Origin of the sequence: Roseicella frigidaeris, from assembly GCF_003258945.1 — a bacterium.
Lineage (GTDB): Bacteria > Pseudomonadota > Alphaproteobacteria > Acetobacterales > Acetobacteraceae > Paracraurococcus > Paracraurococcus frigidaeris.
The window spans coordinates 236,483-252,628 of sequence record NZ_QLIX01000005.1; the positions used below are offsets into that span (position 1 = coordinate 236,483).

General features: G+C 73.0%; 17 protein-coding genes. 8 read left to right on the plus strand and 9 right to left on the minus strand.

The window, feature by feature from the left end:
* Nucleotides 1-399 precede the first annotated feature (399 nt).
* The 4 genes from flgE to DOO78_RS09950 all read left to right on the plus strand — a co-directional run bounded on the left by flgE (nucleotide 400) and on the right by DOO78_RS09950 (nucleotide 4,847).
* Nucleotides 400-1,710, plus strand: a complete 1,311-nt coding sequence (gene flgE, locus DOO78_RS09935) for a flagellar hook protein FlgE (protein WP_165838816.1) — start codon at nucleotides 400-402, stop codon at nucleotides 1,708-1,710.
* A gap of 22 nt (nucleotides 1,711-1,732) precedes the next feature.
* Nucleotides 1,733-3,235 (plus strand): flagellar hook-associated protein FlgK, encoded by a 1,503-nt coding sequence (locus DOO78_RS09940; protein ID WP_111469594.1) that lies wholly within the window; start codon nucleotides 1,733-1,735, stop codon nucleotides 3,233-3,235.
* Nucleotides 3,232-4,299, plus strand: a complete 1,068-nt coding sequence (locus DOO78_RS09945; protein WP_111469595.1) for a flagellin — start codon at nucleotides 3,232-3,234, stop codon at nucleotides 4,297-4,299. The genes DOO78_RS09940 and DOO78_RS09945 overlap by 4 nt, the downstream gene beginning before the upstream one ends.
* A gap of 125 nt (nucleotides 4,300-4,424) precedes the next feature.
* A complete protein-coding gene (locus DOO78_RS09950) occupies nucleotides 4,425-4,847 on the plus strand; it encodes a flagellar biosynthesis repressor FlbT (RefSeq protein WP_111469596.1) in 423 nt (140 codons plus the stop codon).
* A gap of 25 nt (nucleotides 4,848-4,872) precedes the next feature.
* Here DOO78_RS09950 and DOO78_RS27450 read toward each other — a convergent pair whose 3' ends face one another.
* Nucleotides 4,873-5,046: a hypothetical protein gene (locus DOO78_RS27450; RefSeq protein ID WP_165838817.1), complete on the minus strand. Its 174-nt coding sequence runs from the start codon at nucleotides 5,044-5,046 to the stop codon at nucleotides 4,873-4,875.
* 383 nt (nucleotides 5,047-5,429) lie between these two features.
* On the opposite strand from DOO78_RS27450, the gene DOO78_RS09955 reads away from it, so the two are divergent.
* Complete coding sequence (locus tag DOO78_RS09955; protein ID WP_165838818.1) at nucleotides 5,430-6,464, plus strand: AbrB family transcriptional regulator; 1,035 nt, start codon at nucleotides 5,430-5,432, stop codon at nucleotides 6,462-6,464.
* A gap of 96 nt (nucleotides 6,465-6,560) precedes the next feature.
* Here the strand turns inward: DOO78_RS09955 and DOO78_RS09960 are convergent, their stop codons facing one another.
* Nucleotides 6,561-7,262, minus strand: coding sequence for a tyrosine-protein phosphatase (locus DOO78_RS09960; protein ID WP_111469598.1), 702 nt, complete (start codon nucleotides 7,260-7,262; stop codon nucleotides 6,561-6,563).
* 99 nt (nucleotides 7,263-7,361) lie between these two features.
* Between DOO78_RS09960 and DOO78_RS09965 the strand changes: the two genes are divergently transcribed.
* Nucleotides 7,362-7,565: a hypothetical protein gene (locus tag DOO78_RS09965; protein WP_111469599.1), complete on the plus strand. Its 204-nt coding sequence runs from the start codon at nucleotides 7,362-7,364 to the stop codon at nucleotides 7,563-7,565.
* A gap of 1 nt (nucleotide 7,566) precedes the next feature.
* A complete protein-coding gene (locus DOO78_RS09970; RefSeq protein WP_111469600.1) occupies nucleotides 7,567-7,779 on the plus strand; it encodes a hypothetical protein in 213 nt (70 codons plus the stop codon).
* 49 nt (nucleotides 7,780-7,828) lie between these two features.
* On the opposite strand, the gene DOO78_RS09975 is transcribed toward DOO78_RS09970, so the two are convergent.
* Complete coding sequence (locus tag DOO78_RS09975) at nucleotides 7,829-8,830, minus strand: Bug family tripartite tricarboxylate transporter substrate binding protein (RefSeq protein ID WP_111469601.1); 1,002 nt, start codon at nucleotides 8,828-8,830, stop codon at nucleotides 7,829-7,831.
* 154 nt (nucleotides 8,831-8,984) lie between these two features.
* Here DOO78_RS09975 and DOO78_RS09980 point away from each other — a divergent pair, with 154 nt between their 5' ends.
* Nucleotides 8,985-10,436 (plus strand): pyridoxal phosphate-dependent decarboxylase family protein, encoded by a 1,452-nt coding sequence (locus DOO78_RS09980; protein ID WP_111469602.1) that lies wholly within the window; start codon nucleotides 8,985-8,987, stop codon nucleotides 10,434-10,436.
* A 17-nt stretch (nucleotides 10,437-10,453) separates the two neighbouring features.
* Here the strand turns inward: DOO78_RS09980 and DOO78_RS09985 are convergent, their stop codons facing one another.
* The 6 genes from DOO78_RS09985 to DOO78_RS10010 form a co-directional block, all read right to left on the minus strand.
* Entirely contained in the window at nucleotides 10,454-11,362 is a 909-nt protein-coding gene (locus DOO78_RS09985; RefSeq protein ID WP_128080033.1) for a tetratricopeptide repeat protein, read from the minus strand.
* A gap of 75 nt (nucleotides 11,363-11,437) precedes the next feature.
* Complete coding sequence (locus DOO78_RS09990; RefSeq protein WP_165838819.1) at nucleotides 11,438-13,240, minus strand: vWA domain-containing protein; 1,803 nt, start codon at nucleotides 13,238-13,240, stop codon at nucleotides 11,438-11,440.
* Nucleotides 13,237-13,821 (minus strand): TadE/TadG family type IV pilus assembly protein, encoded by a 585-nt coding sequence (locus tag DOO78_RS09995; RefSeq protein ID WP_111469605.1) that lies wholly within the window; start codon nucleotides 13,819-13,821, stop codon nucleotides 13,237-13,239. Before DOO78_RS09995 ends, DOO78_RS09990 begins: the two co-directional genes overlap by 4 nt.
* The gene (locus tag DOO78_RS10000; protein ID WP_111469606.1) at nucleotides 13,802-14,275 is read right to left on the minus strand and encodes a hypothetical protein; all 474 of its coding nucleotides are present in this window, start codon (nucleotides 14,273-14,275) and stop codon (nucleotides 13,802-13,804) included. Before DOO78_RS10000 ends, DOO78_RS09995 begins: the two co-directional genes overlap by 20 nt.
* Nucleotides 14,269-15,195 (minus strand): type II secretion system F family protein, encoded by a 927-nt coding sequence (locus tag DOO78_RS10005; protein WP_111469607.1) that lies wholly within the window; start codon nucleotides 15,193-15,195, stop codon nucleotides 14,269-14,271. The genes DOO78_RS10000 and DOO78_RS10005 overlap by 7 nt, the downstream gene beginning before the upstream one ends.
* Nucleotides 15,192-16,145: a type II secretion system F family protein gene (locus DOO78_RS10010; RefSeq protein WP_111469608.1), complete on the minus strand. Its 954-nt coding sequence runs from the start codon at nucleotides 16,143-16,145 to the stop codon at nucleotides 15,192-15,194. Before DOO78_RS10010 ends, DOO78_RS10005 begins: the two co-directional genes overlap by 4 nt.
* Nucleotide 16,146 lies beyond the last annotated feature (1 nt).

Sequence of the window (16,146 nt, forward strand, 5' to 3'; positions counted from 1 at the left end):
GCCTGATCGGCGATGGGATCGGCCGGCGCCCTCGCCTCCCCGGCCTGGCCCGTGTCCCTCGGCCCGGCCTTGCCGGACGGCGCCGCGCGGGCGAGGGCGCCGGCGAAGCCCTCGGCGGGGGCGGCGCCCGCCGGCCCGGGACCGGGTCGGGCGATGGGCGGGTCCTTGCCGGCGGTCGGCGCGGCGGGGCGGGGCGGGGCGGCATCCATGCGCCGGCCCCGGCAAATGCCGTTCCAGCGCCCCGGCGAGGAAAGGCGCGCCGGAGGCGGCACCTGCTGCCCCCTGCCCGGCAAGCCCTGCCGCCCGCCCGGCAAGCCCGACCGGTGCGGACACGCAAGGGGCTGGCATGGCGGCTGCAACCGCCCCGCCGGTCATCGTCCGCTCCCGGAGCCCCCGCCCATGTCCCTGTTCGGCTCGCTCACCGCCGCGATCAGCGGCCTCACCGCGCAGAGCCGCGCGCTCGGCGACATCTCGGACAACGTCGCGAACAGCCAGACCGTCGGCTACAAGCGCGTCGACACCAGCTTCGAATCCTACGTCACCCAGTCGAATGCCGAGATGAACGCGCCCGGCGCGGTGGTCGCGCGGCCCGACTACACCAACTCGGTGCAGGGGACGATCCAGCAGGTGGACGGCGCGCCGCTCTCCCTCGCCATCAGCGGCCAGGGCTATTTCAGCGTCGCCATGGCGACCGGCACGCAGAACGGCAACACCGTCTTCGACGAGCGGCAATTCTTCACCCGCTCCGGCGACATCAGCGTCAACAAGGACGGCTACCTGGTGAACAGCTCCGGCTACTACCTGCAGGGCTGGCCGGCCGATGCCGCCGGCAACCCGGACCGCACGGTGCTCTCGCCGATCCGCACCAACCAGCAGGTCTTCAACCCGGTCGCCACCTCCGAGATCGACATCGCCGCCAACCTGCCGCCCGACGCCACCACCAACCCGGTGATCCAGTCGAAGATCTACGATGCGCTCGGCAACCTGCACACGGTGAACCTGACCTTCACCAAGACCGCCACCAATGGCTGGACGCTCTCGCTCAACGCGCCGGATGCGACGCCCGCGACCGCGCTCGGCACCGTCGATCTCGGCTTCAACACCGGCGGCAACACCACCGTCGCCGCCGGCACGCTGGGCACGATGAGCAACGCCACCGGCTCCATCACCCTGCCGACGGCGACCGGGACCGGCGACCAGGCGGCGGTGACCTTCAGCGCCAATTTCGGCCAGGGGGCGCAGCGGGTGACGCTCAACCTCGGGCAGTTCAACGTCGCCCAGGGGCTGACGCAATACGCCAACAGCACCTCCGAGGTCGAGATCCGCAACAACGCCCAGAACGGCGTGCCGCTCGGCGCCTATTCCGGGCTCAGCATCGGCGACAACGGCGATGTCACGGTGAACTACGACAACGGCCAGAGCCGCACCATCGCCCGCATCCCGCTCGTCGCCTTCAGCGATCCCGACAAGCTGCAGCGCCTCGACGGCCAGGCCTTCATGCGCACGCCCGACAGCGGCGAGGCGCGGGTGACCGACATCGCCTCGAACGGCGTCGGCAAGCTCGTCACCGGCTCGGTCGAGAGCTCGAACGTCGACATCGCCTCGGAATTCACCAAGCTGATCGTCGCCCAGCGCGCCCATTCCGCCAACACCAAGGTCGTGACCACCAGCGACGAGATGCTGCAGGACACGATCAACATGCGCCGCTGAGCCGGCGCCGGGCTGACCCGCCATGAGCCTCGACGCCGCCCTCCGCATCGCCAGCAGCGGCCTCGCCGCGGTCCAGCGCAACATCGCGCAGGCCTCGCAGAACGTCGCCAATGCCGATACCGAAGGCTACACCCGCAAATCCGTCACCCAGCGGGCGGTCACCGGCGGCGACAGCCCGGCCGGGGTGCGGACCAGCGAGGCGCAGCGCGCCGTCGATGCCGCGCTGCTGGCGCGGCTCGACGCCAGCCGCGCCGGCAGCGCCGCGGCGACGCTGCGCGAGAGCCTGCTGACCGGCATCGAGGAGGCACATGGCGACAGCGGCCAGACCCTCCCGGACGGCGTCTCGGACCTGCAGAACGCCTTCATCGCGCTGCGCGACACGCCGGCCGATGCCGGCGCCCAGCGATCCGTGCTGGCGGCCGCGACGACGCTGGCCGAGCGGTTGAACGGGGTCTCCCAGGCCATCGGCACGGCCCGGCAGCAGGCGCAGGACGGCCTCGTCTCCGAGGTGAAGGCGGCCAATGCCGCGCTGCGCCAGGTCGCCAGCCTGACGCTGCAGATCAGGAACGGCGCCGGCGACGCCGCCGCGCTCGAGGACCAGCGGGACGCCGCCATCGCCAGCCTCGCCGAGAGCCTCGGCGTGCAGGCGGTGAAGCGGGGCGACGGCGACGTGCTGCTGGTCGCCAAGGGCGGCGTGGTGCTGCCGCTCGACCCCGACCACAACCAGCTCGCCACCGCCGAGGCGACGGTGGCGCCGGGCAGCAGCGCCCTGCCCGGCATCACCCTGAACGGGCTCGACGTCACGCGGCAGCTCTCGGGCGGGCGGATCGGCGAGGCGCTGACGCTGCGCGACACCACCCTGCCGCGCTACCAGGCGGAGCTCGACGTGCTGGCCTCCGGCCTCGCCGCGCGCCTCGACGGCGAGGGGCTGCGGCTCTTCACCGACAGCGATGGCAGCAGCGTGCCGGATGCCGCGCAACCCTATACCGGCAGCACGCAGATCGGCTTCGCCGGACGCATCCAGGTCAACCCCGCCGTGGCCGCCGATCCCGCGCTGCTGCGCGACGGCACCCATGCGGTCGCCGGCAGCGCCACCGGGGCGAGCGCCTTCACGCCGAACGACGCGGACGGCCCGGCCGGCTTCACCACGCTGATCGACCGGGTGCTGAATTACAGCTTCGGCAGCGAGGCGCAGGCGGGGCAGGCCTGGCCAGGCCTGGCGACCAGCGGGCTCGGCCCCGACGGCACCCTCGCCTCGCCCTTCACCGCGCCGGCGACCCTCGCCGCCTATGCCAGCCGGCTGACCGCGGCGCAGACCGGCGACCGGGCCGCGGCGACGGCGGCGAAGGAGCAGGCGAGCGCCCTGCAAAGCACGCTGCAGAGCCGCTTCGCGCAGCAATCCGGCGTGGACACGGATGCCGAGATGGCGAGCATCGTCGCGCTGCAGAACGCCTATGCCGCGAACGCCAAGGTGCTGAGCACCATCCAGTCCCTGTTCGAGACGCTGCTCGGAGTCGTGCGATGACCTCGGTGAGCGTGCTGGCCCGCATGGAGGCCGACACGGCGGCGCTCCGCCTCCGCGTCGAGACGCTGACCCGCCAGCAGGCGACCGGGCGGAAGACCGACAGCATCGGCGACCTCGGCGCGCAGCTCCCGCAGGCCCTGACGCTGCATGCCGAGATCGCCCGGCATGGGGTCTACGGCACGGCGATCGACACTGCGCTGACCCGCGCCTCGGTGACGCAGACAGCCCTGCAGCGCCTCGGCGACATCGCCAGCGAGTTCGCCGACAAGCTGGCGGTGACGCTCGACCCGAACGACACCAGCTCGCTCAGCCTCATCGCCACGCGCGCCAGGACGGCGATGGTCGAGGTGGGCCAGATCCTCAACACCCAGAGCGGCGGCGAGTACGTCTTCGGCGGCTCGGACTTCGCCAACCCGCCGGTCCCCGATCCGGACGGGCTGCCGAACAGCGGCCTGGCGACGCGGATCGCCAGCGCCGTCGCCACGCTCGGCGGCGGCAATGCCGCAGCGGTCGCGGCCGCGACCAGGGCGGCGGCGCTCGACGACAGCGCCGGCGTCTCGCCCTTCAGCGCCTTCCTCTCGGACGCTGCCAGCGGCGCGGCCGAGCCGCGGCGCAGCGTCACCACCGGGGACGGCCAGACCGTCGCCTACGGCATCGCCGCCAACCGCAACGGCGCGGCGGTCTCGGCCGGCGAGACCACCGGCTCCTGGGCCCGCGACCTGCTGCGCGGCCTGGCCAGCCTCGCGGCCCTGACGCCGGCGCAGGCGAGCTCGGCCAGCGACTACCAGGCCTTCGCCACCACCATCCGGCAGGGGCTGAAGAGCGCCGAAAACGCGCTCGCCGACGAACAGGGCGCGCTCGGCCAGACCGAGGCGCGGCTGCAGGCGGTGAAGGACCGGCAATCCACCGTCACCGACACGCTGAAGACGCAACTCGCCGGCATCGAGGAGATCGACCTTGCCACCGTCCTGACCAGGCTCAGCGCCACCAAGAGCGTGCTGGAGGCGAGCTACACCGCCATCGGCCAGCTCAGTTCCCTCACTCTCACCCATTACCTCGGCTAGGGCACATCGCCCCGTCGGCAAAAGGACAGGCAGCGATGCCGTCGCCGTCGGCCGCGGTTCAGGGACCGTTAAGCGCGCCCCGCGATGATGCAGGGATTGCGCGCGCAGCGGCAAAAGGAAGGCTCATGTCCACGCTGGTGCTCGAATTACGCCAGGGCGACCTCATGGTCGTGAACGGGGCGCCGATCCGCTTCCGCAATCGCACCCGGATCGAGCTGGCCGCCAAGGCGCGCTTCCTGTTCGGCAAGCAGATCATGCCGCCGGAAGCGGCGACCTCCCCGGCGCGGCGCATCTATTTCGCGCTGCAGACCGCCTATATCGGCAACGACGAGGAACGCCCCGGCGGCCTGGCCGCGGCGCGGCGGCTGATCGTCGAGTTCCAGGAGGCCACCACCTCGCCGACGGCGCGGCAGATCCTGGGCGAGGCCCTCGCCTGCGCCGAGGCGGACGACTGCTACCAGGCGCTGAAGCTGGCGCGCCGGGTGATGCGGCACGAGGAGGAGGTGCTGGGGCTGACGCCGCTCGCCGCCCCGCGGGTGAGCGGCTGAAGGCCGGCAGCGTCCGGCGCCTGCCTCATCCGGGCGCCGGCGCCGCCATGCCCCCCGTATCCGGTGCCCCTGGCGGCGCTGCGCCGCCCCGGCGATAGGCCTCGAGCTCGCGCTGCGTCGGCAGGCTCTCGACATGGCCGGCTTGGTCGCGGAACTCGATCACCACCAGGCCGAGCGCCGGATCGAGGCGCAGCGACATCGCCGGCGGACCGGGAAGGGCCGCTTGCGGCGCCGCTTCCGGGGCGGATGGCAGCGGCGCCGGCTCGGCCACGGGGCGTGGCGAGACCGACGGCAGAGGTGTGGTGGGGTCGAGGGCGTGCGGCATGGCGAGACCGTCGCAATTTTTCGACTAACCCTGAAGAAAGCCTGAACGGGGGAAGCCTGATACCCGGCGCACGAGGTTCCGACCTGCGGCCCGCAGGGCCGGGCGTCCGAACGGGCGCCGCGCCGAGTGGCGCGCAGCAAGCAAACCAGAGGGTTGCGCCCGGCGTCTGGGGCGCAGGACGGTGAAGCCGACCTGCCCTCGGCATGAGCACCGGCGGGTTTGACGGAGGTCTCACCCGGCGCGATGGTTTGCCGGTCTTGCGGACCCTTCCCACCCAGCTCCTCACCACCGGCACCGCCACCCTCGGCGGCGGGCTGCTGGCGCTGCTCCACCTGCCGCTCGCCTGGATGATCGGGGCGATGCTGGCGACGGCGGCGCTGGCCTGGCACCGGCCGGTGGCGGTGCTTCCCTGGGCCCGGCCGGCCGGCCTGGTCTTCCTCGGCCTCGGCCTCGGCGCCACCTTCTCCGGCCCGGTGCTGGCCGCCGTCACCGGCTCGCTGCCGGTGCTGCTCGCCGGCGGCGTCATCGCCATCGCCACCGGCTTCGTGGTGGCGCGGCTCTTCACCCGGCTCGCCGGCACCGATCCGCAGACCGGCTTCTTCTGCGCCGTGCCCGGCGGCGTCATCGTCATGGCGATCCTGGCGCAGGAGGCGAAGGCGAGCGTCGCCACCGTCACCCTCGCCCAGACCATGCGCGTGCTGGTGGTGGTGCTGACCTTCCCGCCCCTGCTCGGCTGGCTGGCGCCGCACGGCCAGTACGGCGAGTTCATGGCGCCGCGGCAGCCCTTCTGGTGGCCAGGACTGCTCGCCATGGCGGCGGCCGGGCTGGCGCTCGCCATGCCGCTGCGCCGGGTCGGGCTCGCCAATCCCTGGATGCTCGGGCCCTGCGGGCTGGCGATCGGGCTGGCGGCGACCGGGCACCTGCCCTCCGGCGTGCCGGTGCTGCTGCTGAACGCGGCGCAGGTGGCGATGGGCGCCTCGCTCGGCACGAGGCTGAGCAAGAGCTTCCTGCTCTCCTCGCATCGGCTGGCGCTGGCGGCGGTGCTCTCCTCGGCGGTGCTGTCGCTGCTGCTGGCGGCCATCGCCTGGGGGCTGGCCTGGCTGGTCGGGCTGCCGGTGCCGGCGCTGATCCTCGGCATGGCGCCGGGCGGCATGCCGGAGATGGCGCTGACGGCCAAGGCGCTGGAGCTGGCGGTGCCGCTGGTGCTCGGCTTCCACCTCACCCGCACGGTGCTCTGCAACCTGCTGGTCGGGCCGCTGCACCGGGCGGGGCTGCGGCTCGGGCTTCTCTGATACGAACGGCCGTTGCTGGCGACCCATGTCTCCTCAGGCGCCGGGCGCAACCCTCCGGCTTGCCTGGGCCTTCGCCGCACCTGCGGCGGCGGGGAGCTATTCCCGCCGCAGCACCCCATCGACCAGACGGTCCGCCCAGCCGAGCCGGCTGCGCGGCCGGGCCTGGAACTCCCGCCGCAGCGCCGCCTCGTCATACTCCTCGCGCAGCCAGTCGAGGAAGGGGCGCGGGCGCTCGCGCTGCGCCCGGGCATAGGCCTCGAAGAAGGCGTCCAGGATGCCGGTGCGGCTCTGCCGGACATGGCCCCAGCGCAGCGAGAGCTGCGCCATCGCCTCCTCCACCGGCCGCCCCTGCAGCAGCAGCCAGAGCCCGGCGGCGAGGCCGGTGCGGTCGGCGCCACTCTTGCAGTGGATCAGGATCGGCTCCGGCACGCCGCGGAGGATCTCGGCGAGGCGCAGGATGCGCTCCTTGTGCGGCGCGCCGCGGCTCTCGAAGGGGGCATCGACATGCACCAGGCCGAGCGCCGCCGCCGCAGCCCGCCCCAGGCGGTCGGAGCCGCAATTCGCCCGCTCGCCGCGCAGGTTGATCACCGTGCGCAGGCCGAGCCGGCGGGTCGCGTCGCGGAGCTGCCAGGGCAGCGGGTGGTTGGAGCGGTAGAGCCGGCCGGTCTCGACCACGCCCCAGTTGCGCCAGGGCAGGCGCAGCAGCGCATGGTCGACGAAGAGGCTGTTCAACCAGGCACGGCGGCCGGGGACGGATTCGGGGGCCCCGGGCGCGGCCCCGGCAGGGGTTGCGGACATGGCGTCGGTATGGGGTGCGGAACAGGGGAAGACCAGGGGGGAACAGCGCGCGACGGGGGCGCGTTGGGCAGGGGTCACACCACACTGGAGGAAGCCCCCATGTCGAAGGCGCATCCACCCCCCGTCCCGCCGGCCGGCGTCAGCCCGAAGGGGTCCGGCCCGCAGCCGCGGGAGGCGGGCGATGCCTCCGCCCAGGCCGCGGAGGCCGGCCAGGCCGCCCGGGACCGCAACCTCGACGAGCAGGGCCGCCAGGGCAACATCCGGCAGAACACCAGTCACCAGGGCTTCCAGCAGGATCGCTGACATGACCCAGCAGCGCGGCGAGCACGAGACGAGGCGCGACCAGGGCGGCCCCGGCAGCAGCCACCAGGGCGGCGCGCATGGGCGCGCCCATAGCGAGCGGGACGATCAGGGCCCCGCCCCCGACCATCCCACCAATCCCGACCGCAGCCGGGTCTCGGGCGGCGGCGGCGAGCGGGACCGGCACCACGTGCACGATCCGGCGCAGAAGCGCTGATGGCGGCGCGGCGGGGCCGCCGCGCCGCGGCCCCTAGCCGGCCCGGCGCCTACTCCATCCGCGCGCCGCTGATCCGCACCATCTCGGCCAGCATCGGCCGCTGCTGCGCCGCATGCGCCAGGGCCGCTGCCGGCGTGCTCCAGAGGCAGCGGGCGCCGGTCTGCTGGAAGCGCTCCTGCACCGCCGGATCGGCCGCCACCTCCTTCATCGCCGCATTGACCTTGTCGACGACCGGCCGCGGCATGCCGGCCGGGCCGACCCAGGCGCACCAGGAGGTGATGACGAAATCCGGCACCCCGGCCTCGGCCATGGTGGGGATGTTCGGCAGCGTCGGCCAGCGCGCCGGGCTGGTGACGGCATAGGCCTTCATCCGCCCCTCGGCGATCACCGGGATGTAGCTGGCGAGGTTGTCGATGGCGAAGGTCAGGTCGCCCGAGAGCATGGCCGGGATGATCTGCGCCGCGCCGCGGAAGGGCACGTGCTGGCCGTCGATCTTCTGCCGGTCGCAGAACAGCGCGCCCGAGAGATGCGCCGTGGTGCCGACGCCCGGGCTGCCATAGGAGACGCCGCCCTTCCTTGCCTTCGCCCAGGCGATGAACTCCTGCAGCGTGTTGGGCGGCGTGAACTGCGCCGGCGCCACCACCACGTTCGGCAGCTCCCAGTGCAGCGACACGAGGGAGAAATCCTTCTCCGGGTCGAAGGGCAGCTTGGCGTAGAGAAATTGCGCGACGGAGAGGTTGGCGATGGTCGCCGGCCCCTGGGTGTAGCCGTCGGGCGCGGATTTCGCGATCGCCTCCATGCCGATATTGCCCGAGGCCCCCGGCCGGTTCTCGATCACGAAGCTCTGGCCGAGCTTGGCGGAGAGCTGCTCGCAGAGGATGCGCGCCAGCACGTCGGTCGAGCCGCCGGGCGGCCAGGGGACGATCACCCGCACGGGCCGATTCGGCCAGTCCTCGGCCGCTCCGGCCCCGGAGGGGCGGAGCAGGGCGGGCGCGGCGAGCCCGGCGCCGGCCAGGGCGCCACCACGCAGCAGGTTGCGACGATCGATCATCGGCATTTCCTTCCCGGTCCTTCGGGCGCTGCATCGCACCGAACGCCGCCGCGCGAAAGGGGCGATGGTTGCCGGCGGCGCCGATCCGGGCTTCAGCTCCCGCCCCGCAGGGCGGCGGGCACCCGGGCGCGCCGAAGGATGCGAAGGAGAGGGCATGACCCCGGAGGAGTTCCGCCGCCGCGGCCATCAGGTCATCGACTGGATCGCGGATTATCGCGAGCACATCGCCCGCCATCCGGTGATGGCGCAGGTCTCGCCGGGCGAGATCCGCGCCCGCCTGCCCGCCGCGCCGCCGGAGCAGCCGGAGGACATGGCGGCCGTGCTCGCCGATCTCGACCGCATCCTGCTGCCCGGGATCAGCCATTGGCAGTCGCCGCGCTTCTTCGGCTACTTCCCGGCCAATGCGCCGCTCGCCGGGGTGCTCGGCGACCTCGTCAGCACCGGGCTCGGCGTCATCGGCCTCTCCTGGCAATCCGGCCCCGCCATCACCGAGCTCGAGGAGGTGGTGACCGACTGGATGCGGCAGATGGTCGGCCTCTCCCCAGCCTGGAGCGGCGTGATCCAGGACACCGCCTCGACCAGCACGCTGGTCGCGCTGCTCTGCGCCCGGGAACGGGCGAGCGGCTATGCCATGGCGCGCGGCGGGATGCAGGAGGGCGCGCCGCCGCTGCTGGTCTATGCCTCGGCCGAGAGCCACAGCTCGGTCGGCAAGGCGGCGCTGCTGGCGGGCTTCGGCCGCGACCATCTGCGGCTGGTGCCGACCGATGCCCGGCAGGCGATGCGCCCGGAGGCGCTGGCGGCGATGATCGAGGCGGATCGCGCCGATGGCCTTCGCCCCGCCGCGGTGGTCGCCACCACCGGCACGACGGCGACGACCGCCATCGACCCGGTCGGCGCCATCGCCGCGGTCGCGGCGCGGCACGGGCTCTGGCTGCATGTCGATGCCGCGATGGCCGGCAGCGCCATGATCCTGCCCGAGTGCCGGCCGCTCTGGGAGGGGATCGAAGGCGCCGACAGCCTGGTGCTGAACCCGCACAAATGGCTCGGCGTGCCCTTCGACAGCTCGCTCTACTACGTGCGGGACCCGGAGCACCTGGTGCGGGTGATGTCGACCAACCCCTCCTACCTGCAGAGCGCGACGGATGGGCAGGTGAAGTCCCTGCGGGACTGGGGCATTCCGCTCGGCCGCCGCTTCCGCGCCCTGAAGATCTGGTTCGTGCTGCGCGAGCAGGGGGTGGCGGCGCTGCGGGCGCGGCTGCGACGCGACCTCGAGAATGCGCGCTGGCTGGCCTCCGAGGTCCAGGCGACGCCGCAATGGCGCCTGCTCGCGCCGGTGCCGCTGCAAACCCTCTGCCTGCGGCACGAGCCGCCGGGGCTGGCGGGCGCGGCCCTCGATGCCCATACGCTTGGCTGGGCCGGGCGCATCAACCGCTCGGGCGCGGCCTATCTGACGCCGGCCCAGCTCGACGGGCGCTGGATGGTGCGGGTCTCGATCGGCGCCGAGCCGACGGAACGGGCCGATGTCGCGGCGCTGTGGCGGGCGATGCGGGCAGCGGCCGAGGAGGGGCCGGGCGAGGCTGGGCTGGGCGAGGCCCCGGCCGGCTGAGGCGCCCCTTCCCCGGATCAGGAGGCGCGGCAGGCCGGTGAGGCGCCCAGCGACGCCGGAGCGCCGGCCGCCCCCGCGCCACCCGGCCGCTTGCCGCCGGCAACCGGCGGCGCGGCGCCGGCTTCGGCCCGGCCGGCGGCCTCGCCCCCGCCCAGCACGCGCGTGCCGATCGCCGCCATGTCCTCGCAGACCTGCTCCGCCTCGGTCGGGCCCATGTCGAGCCGGAGGAGGCGCAGGGCCCGGTCCGGGCGACCGGAGGTGACCAGGGCCAGGGCCAGGTTGTGCCGGGCGCGGTGCGGCGCCGCCGGCGCGTACTCGGCCTCGGCGAGAACCTCCACCGCCTTCGATGCCTGGCCCGAGAGCAGCAGGGACATGGCGTAATTGGCGCGGACGCCCCAGTTGCGCGGCGCGAGCACCATGGCGGCGCGATAGCTCTCCTGCGCCTGCGCGGCATTGCCGGCGAGGTCCTGCGCCAAGCCGAGCGCATCCAGCACCGCCGGATCGGCGGGCGCCATGGCGCGAGCCTCGGAGAAGGTGGCCGCCGCCGCCGCGACATCGCCCATGCGCAGCTGCAGGCGGCCCAGCGCCAGCAGCCGCGACCGGCTCGGCCCATCGAGGGCCATCGCCTCGCGCAGCGCCTGCGCCGCCTCGGCCTCCATCCCGGCACGCTCGGCGGCCAAGGCGAGGCGCTCGCGCAGCGCCGCATCGCGTGGCCGCTCGCGCACCGCCTGCCGCAGCACCTCGACCGAGGCCGGGTTGCCGGCGCCGCCCTCCAGCGCCTCCGCGAGTCTCAACCGGCTCTCCAGCGAGAGGGACGGCGAGGGCGAAGCGGGCTTGGAGGCGCAGCCGGCAAGGCAGGCGGGCAGCAGCACGGCCAGGCAGATCAGGTGATGGCGGGGGCGTTTTGACGGGGCGTTGCGGACCATTTTTCGGCGCATGTCCTGGTTCGGATCCAGCCTAGCGCGGGTCCTTTTCGATATCGTAAATTCACGCCGCGCGCCTCAACGCACCAAGCGCAGATTGGCGAGCTGCGTGCCGATCTGCTGGAAGGCGGTGCGCAGGTCGGTCGGCTGCGACACGAAGACATAGTGCTGCGGCGTCGTGGCGCAGCCTTGGTAGAGCGTGCGCGTCGCGGCGCTGGTGCTGCTGCCGGAGGTATCGAGGACGACCGTGTAGATGGTGATGCCAGCCGACTTGATGGCCGCGCACAACGCGGCCACGCGGTTGTTGATCTCCGTCTGAGCCTGGCTGTTGTTGGTGACGCCGGTGCCGAGCCGGCCATCCTTCAGCCGGCCATAGCCCGTGTAGTCCGCGTTGTTGGTGATCGCCGGGGCGCCGGAGGCGGCGGTGACGCTGCCCACCTGGTTCGCGGCCGGGCAGGCAATCGGCCGCACCGCCTGGGCCGGCCCCGGCGCGGGCGAGGTCGGGTAGCTCGCGGTCGACTTCGTGGTCTCGGTGCAGGCCCCCGGAAAGCCGTAGGGCGTATCGTACCACTGGTTCGTGCCGTCGGTCATCATCACGATGACCTTGCGCATATAGGGCGCGTTGTAGTCGAGCGGCAGCGCGGTCGCCTGGCCGGCCGGCGCGGCGCCCAGCGCCCAGGCGCCGCGCCAGCGCGGGCTCAGGGTGAACCACCCGGCCTGCAGGCCGAGATTGCCCATGGTCCCGCCCCGGGAGCTCGGCCGCAGCGACTGGATGGTGTCGAGGACGGTCGTCTTTTTGGCCGTCAGCGGCAACACCACCGTGGCCGGACAGCCGACATTCGGGCCAACCTGGTAATTCCCGCGATAGAGATACCAGTCCTCGGTGATGGCGTTGTCGCCGCTCGTCGTTGCGTTCCAGAGCTTGCGCGCCCAGTCGTTGTCGCCGGGCACCGCCGCCCCGTTCAACGTGTAGAGGCCGAGCGTCGACTTGTAGAGGAAGGGTCGGAACGGCACTTCCGACGGCGTGTAGTCCCTGCGGTCCCCGTCATCCGGCGCGCCGTCATAGCCGACCCTGGCCTCGACGCAGCCGCGCCAGGAGGTCGGCGAGAAGTCGGAGTCGAGCGAGCTGGCGGCACTCCCGCCCAGCCAGTCGCGCCGGTTCGGGCCGAGATTGACCGTCGTCGTGAAGGGCACGATGGAGACCCAGAGATTCGAGACCGTCTCCCGCGAACCGTAGAGGATGTTGATCAGGTCGGCCGCGGCCAGCCGGAGGAGATCCATGTTGTTGTTGCGGCTGGCCGTGGTGGTGCCCGGCTCGCGCGGCACCGTCGTCACGCCGCAGCTGCTGGCCGTGCGATCGCTCGGGGTGCTGCAATTGGTATCCATCGAGCCGGTGACGTCGAGGACGAGCGACAGCTCCATGCCGAGATCCGCCCGCTTCGCCTGCGCCGACACCGCGACATGGACGGACGGGATGCCGAGGACGCGCGTGAAGGTCGTGTCGAGGACCGCATGGGCCGAGACCTGCATGGTGCTGGCGTCGACGGCGACGGGCGGGTCCAGCGTGGTCATGGCATCCAGGAAGCCCCGCCAGGCATGGCCCGTCGCCTGAGCGGCGGTGAAGCCGCTGTCGGCGACGCCGAAATTCGTCCAGAACATGCCGGCCACCTCGGCATCGCGCTGCGCGACCTGCAGGTTGATGTTGCGGGCGCCCGCCAGGGCCGCCGCGTCGAGCGCCGTATGGAGGCGCGAGCGGAGCAGCCAGGCCCGCGCGCCGTCCGTGGCGAGGCCGACGAGCCCGACCAGCGGCAGGGCCAGCAGCGCCGCCATGAGCGCGATGCTGCCGCGACGGCCAAGGCCTCTCCCGTCCGGGCGACTCACGGGCAGGCTCCGCCGAGGGAGGTGAGCGAGGCCGTGCGGGGACGGACGATCGCATAGGTCCGCACCGGCCCCGGGCCGGGCGTACCGAAGAAGACGGGCGGCGCCTTGGCCATGATGGACCATGGCACCGCCGCATTGATCACCTCGACGACGAGGACGCTCTGCCCGCTCGGCACGAGGAAGCCGTTGGGCAGGCTCGCCCTGCCCGTGACGTGGCTCTCGAGCCCGGCATCGCCGCGCGAGCAGGTCCAGGCCAGCGCGTTGCCGGAGGCGGAGCCCGTCACCACGCCGATCACCGTGCGCGCCCTGCCGGTATCCGCCCCGGTCGACCAGGCGAGCACCGGGCGGGCGATGACCTTCGCCGCGCCGAACAGGCCATCCAGGTCGGCCGGCGCGAGGCTGTCGAACTGGCTGCCGACATTGGCGACCTCGGCGGCGGTCCGCTCCAGCCGGAACCGCGTCCGCATGTAGAGAACGATCTCCGCGGTTGCGACGAAGAGGAGGACGAGCAGAGGGACGATGAGCGCGAACTCGACCACCGCCGCGCCGCGTCGGCCGTCGTCACTTCGGATAAGGCTCATTCTTCACCAGGGTCACGAGCTGGATCTGCAGCAGGCCGAGCGACATCAGGGCGCGGCCGATGGGCGTCAGGCCGGCAGAGCGGTAGACCACCGTGTACTGCACGACATCGCCCGAGGCGCCGAGGCCGGGCGTGCCGGCACCCGGGGTCGCCAGGGCGCCGAAGCCGGCGAAGCTCCGCGCCGTCACGGCGAGCGCCGCGCCGTCGAGCGGCAGGCCGGAACTCTTGAGGATCAGCTCCGTCATGTAGCCGCTGGCCGTGTATCCCTCCGGCGGCGCCTGCCCCATCGCCGCCCAGCGGGAGGCCTCGCGCGTCCCGGCATCGAGCGCCGCGCCGACCGCCACCTGCCAGCAGCCCTCGATCAGGACGAGCAGCAGCACGAAGAAGGCCGAGCCCGCGGCGGCGAAGTCGAGCGCGGCCGCGCCGCGCCGGCAGCGCAGCAGGCCGGCTACCATAGCCTCATCGCCTGCAGCATCGCCGGACCGGCGACGACGAGGAACAGGGTCGGCAGGATGCAGAGGATCATCGGCACGGTCAGGAGCACGGGCAGGCGCGCCGCCTTCGCCTCGAAGCGGACGAGCTGCTCGTTCCGCATCTCGGCCGAGAGTGTGCGCAGCGCCTGGGTCAGGGGCGTGCCGTATTGCAGCGTCTGCGCCAGCGTCGTGCCAAGCCGGCGCAGCAGGTCGAGCCGTGTCCGCTCCGCCATGTTCAGCAGCGCGGCCCGCCGGTCGGCGAGGATGCGCAGTTCGCTGCTGCACAGCGCGAACTCCGTCGCAACCGCGCGATTCGCCTGGCGGATCTCGGATGCGACGCGATCGACCGCGCCTTCCAGGGCCAGCCCGGCCTCGGAGCAGAGGATCATGAGATCGAGCGCGTCGGGCAACCCGCGCTCGAGCTCCCGCAGGTAGCGCTTGCGCAGCCGCCGGGCGATCAGGTCGGGCAACAGCAGGCCGCCGACCGCGCTGGCCAGCAGCGTGAAGCTCCAGACCTGCCGCGCCGGATGCAGCACGCTCAGGGTGGCGATGGCCAGAAGGGGCAGGCCGGCCAGCAGCGCCACCTTGGCGCCGATGAAGACCGAGAGGGCCCGATCGCCGCGGAAGCCCGAGGCCATCAAGGTCTGCTCCAGTTCGTGGACGGTGCGCGCCGAGAGCACGCCGCCCTCCATCAACAGCCGTCCGACCACCGCCAGGCCACGCCCGGCGGCATGGCGGATCGACCAGGCCATCGCCACCTGATCGATCCCGGCGCTGCGCTGGATGGCGAGCAGGCGCTCCCCCAGCCGCTTCTCGCGCCCGATGGCGCGCATCAGCCAGGCCGCCAGGGCGGCAAGCCCGAGGAGCAGGCCGGCGCCGGCGGCAAGCCAGGGCGCCGTCATGACAGCGCCCGCCGGATCATCGAGCGCATCATGGCAATGCCGAGCAGCATCAACCCCACCGCCGCCGCGAGGATGCGGCGGCCGCCGGCATCCTCGAACAGCATGGCGATGTAGGCGGGGCTCATCACGGCAAGCACGGCGCAGGTGAAGAAGGGCAGCAGGGCGAGGATGCCGGCCGAGGTCCGGGCCTCGGCCGCCAGCGCATATCCCCGCTCCTTCAGCGCCACCCGCTTGCGGATCACCTCCGCCAGGTTCTCCAGCGTCTCCCCGAGCGCGCCACCGGTCTGGCTCTGCAGGGCGAGGGCCGTTGCGAAGAAGCGGTACTCCGGGACGTTGTTCCGGTGCGCCGTCTCGGTCAGGGCCTGCTCCATCGGCTGGCCGATGGACAGGCGATCGCCGATGCGCTTGAACTCGGCCGCGGTCTCCTTCGGCGCTTCCCGGGTCACGCTGCGAATCGCCTCGCTCACGGGAATGCCGACACGCACCGCGCGGGTGATCATGCCGAGCGCGTCCGGGAATTGCTTGAACAGGATCTCCACGCGGCGCGCATCCAGCCAGCCATAGGCCCATCGGCAGAACACCACCCAGATGAGCGGCGTCAGCAGCAGCAGCAGGTCGCCGCCGAGCGTTGCGACGAGGCCTGCCGCCGCGCGGGCGAGCGGCAAGGCGACGAGCGGGACGATCCACCAGCGGATCGGGTAGTCCTGTCGGCGATCCGGCTGCAGGCCGAGCATCGCCGCCAGCGCCCGGAACCAGCCCTGGTCCAGATCGGGCTGGAACCGGCGCCTGGCCGAGGGCGCCGCGGCATCGGCCAACCGATGCGGCCCCACCACCGCCGCGATGCGCGCCTGCCGACGGTCCTGGCGTCGCGCCAGGCCGAGGCCGAGGGCCGCCGCCGCACCGAGACCCAGCAGGCCACCGCCCGCGACCAGGAGGACCGGCGACGGCACG